Source organism: Streptomyces rubellus, assembly GCF_036323805.1.
GTDB lineage: Bacteria > Actinomycetota > Actinomycetes > Streptomycetales > Streptomycetaceae > Streptomyces.
Window position 1 is genome coordinate 1 of record NZ_JAZDCX010000058.1, and the last position, 2994, is coordinate 2994.

General features: G+C 73.9%; 1 protein-coding gene. It reads right to left on the reverse strand.

All coding sequences use genetic code 11. The features are described from left to right. On the reverse strand, window positions 1–2994 hold a 2994-nt coding region (locus V1L54_RS29205; RefSeq protein ID WP_330121176.1), incomplete at both ends, for an SDR family NAD(P)-dependent oxidoreductase.

A 2994-nucleotide genomic window follows, 5' to 3' on the forward strand; every position in this document is an offset into this window, starting at 1 on the left:
TCGCTCCTGCCCGTAGGTGGCCAGCAACGCCTGCGCCTCGATCGGATCACCCAGCCTGGTGCCGGTGCCGTGCGCCTCCACCAGGTCCACCTCGTGCGGCTCCAGACCAGCCGTCGCCAGCGCCGCCCGGATCACCCGCTGCTGGGAGGGGCCGTTCGGCGCCGTCAACCCGTTGGAAGCACCGTCGGAGTTCACCGCGGAGCCACGTACCACCGCTAGTACCTCGTGCCCGTTGCGGCGCGCCTCGGAAAGCCGCTCTACCAGCAGCAGTCCAACCCCCTCGCCCCAACCGGTGCCGTCCGCGTCAGCGGAGAACGCCCTGCAGCGGCCATCGGACGCCAGACCGTCCTGCCTGGCGAACTCGGAGAAGACTCCGGGACTGGTCATCACCGCGACACCGCCGACGACGGCCATGGTGCACTCGCCGGCGCGCAGCGACTGCGCCGCGAGGTGCAGAGCCACCAGGGACGACGAGCAGGCGGTGTCCACGGTCAGCGTCGGGCCCTCCAGCCCGAAGACATAGGCCACCCGGCCGGACAGGACGCCGCCCGACATTCCGGTGAGCAGGTGCCCTTCAGAGCCGGGGGCGGCGACGCCCACTCCGTACCCGGACGGTGAGGCGCCGATGAAGACGCCGGTGGAAGTCGAGCGCACGGCGTGCGGGCCCAGCCCGGCGCGCTCGAACAGTTCCCAGGAGGTCTCCAGCAGCAGCCGCTGCTGCGGGTCCATCGCCATGGCCTCGCGCGGCGAGATGCCGAACAGGTCGGCGTCGAAGGAAGTGGCGGTGTGTACGAAGCCTCCGACGCGGGTGTAGGGGTTACCGGGACCCGAGTCGTCGTCGGTAGGCCATCCGCGGTCGGACGGGAAGCCGCCGACCGCGTCGATGCCCTCGGTGACCAGCCGCCACAGTTCCTCCGGCGAGGAGGCGCCGCCCGGATACCGGCATGCCATGCCGACGATCGCCAGGGGCTCGTCGGACACCTCGGCCGTCGTGACCGCCTCACGGTCGTCGCCGCTGACCAGTGAAAGCACGTGGCGGGAGACGTCCGAAGGGGTTGGATGGTCGAAGACCAGCGTCGTGGGCAGGCGCAGATCGAGAGCGCCGGCCACCCGGTTGCGGACGGCCACGGCGGTGAGGGAGTCCACGCCCAGGTCCTTGAACGGGCGCTCGGCGTCGACCGGTTCGGAGTAGCCGAGGACCGCCGCGGTCTCCCGGCGGACCAGGTCGAGGACGGTGCGGGCCCACTCCGACTCCGGCAGCCCGGCCAGCAGGGTCCGCACGGCCGAGGCTCCGTCCTCGGCGGCCGGTCCCCCGGCCAGGGCCTCGGTGACCTCAGGCAGGGCCGAGAGCAGCGGGCTGGGCCGGCGGCTGGTGAAGGCGGGAGTGAAGCGTGCCCAGTCGATGTCCGCGACGACCACGCAGGTGTCGTCGGTGTCGATCGCGCGCTCCAGCGCGGTGACGCACAGACCCGGCGGCATAGGTCGCAGGCCCCGGCGCTTCAGGTACTCGTCGGCACCGTCCCGGGCGGCCATGCCGATCTGCGCCCAGGCGCCCCAGGCCACGGCGGTGCCGGCCCGGCCGGCCGCCCGGCGGGCCGCGACGAGGGCGTCGAGGTGGGCGTTGGCGGCGGCGTAGGCGGCCTGACCGGCGCTCCCCCACACTCCGGCGATCGAGGAGAACAGCACGAACAGTTCGGCGTCGGGGAGAAGCGCGTCGAAGTGCTCGGCCCCGACGGACTTGGCCCGCAGTCCCTCGGCCAGGACGGGTACGGATGTGGAGTCGAGCGGTATGGCTGGATCGGTTCCGGCCGCGTGCACCACTCCGGTGACCGGGTGCTCGGCAAGCAGGGCGGCCAGTGCGTCACGGTCGGCGACGTCGCACGCGAGGACGACCGCGGTGGCACCCAGATCGGCGAGTTCGGCGACCAGCTCGGCGGCGCCGGGCGCGCCGGGGCCCCTCCTGCTGCTCAGCACCAGCTTCCGGGTGCCCCGGCGGGCGAGCATACGGGCGGTCTCGGCGCCCAGCGCGCCGGTGCCACCGGTGATCAGCACCGCCTCGGGTGCCGCTTTCCGGGGCAGGGAGTCGGCGGCCGGCGCGTGGAGCAGGCGGCGCACGTAGACGCCTTCGGCGCGTACGGCGACCTGGTCCTCGGCGGCGGCGAGCACGGCGGCGAGTCGGGCCATCGCCCGGGGCTCGGGGTCAACGGGCAGGTCGATCAGTCCGCCCCACCGCTCGGGGTGCTCCAACGCGGCCACCTGGCCCAGTCCCCAGAGGCGGGCGGCGGCGGGGTCGACGATCCGGTCGGCGCGGTTCGTGGAGACGGCGCCGGTCGTGACGCACCACAGCGGGGCGGTTACCTCGGCGTCGGCCAGTGCCTGGACGACCGTGAGGGTCGCGCCGAGGCCGACGGACACCGCCCCGTCCTCGGGATGTGCCCGGCGGTCGCCGGCGAGGAGCGACAGGACTCCGGTGACCGGCTGGGCCCCCTCGGTTCCTTCGGCGGCCTCGCGCAGGAGTTCGCTGAGCCCCCACCGGTCGAGGGCGTCGTCGGGAACCGTGACGACGGTCGGTTCCGCGCCCGCCTGCCGCAGCGCCTGGGCGCAGCGTTCGGCGTGGCCGGTGTCGACGCCCTTGGTGTGCAGCAGGAGCCAGCGCCCGTCGAGGGTGCCGGCCGGGGCGCGGTCAGCGGGCTGCCAGGCGACGCGGTAGCGCCAGGAGTTGATGGTGGAGTGTTCGGCACGGTCCCGGCGCCACCCCGCGAGGGCCGGCAGGACGGTCTCCAGGCCGTCGCCGGAGTCCAGGCGCAGGGTGTCGGCCACCTGCTCGTGGTCGAGCCGGTCGACGGCTTCCCAGAAGTCCGCCTCACCCGGGTCAGCGTCCGTGGTGCTGCTCGTGGCGTGTACCGCCTCGGGTGGGTCGGTCATCCAGTAGTGGGCGCGCTGGAAGGCGTAGGTGGGCAGGTCGACGAGGTCGGCCTGCGGCAGCACCCGCGC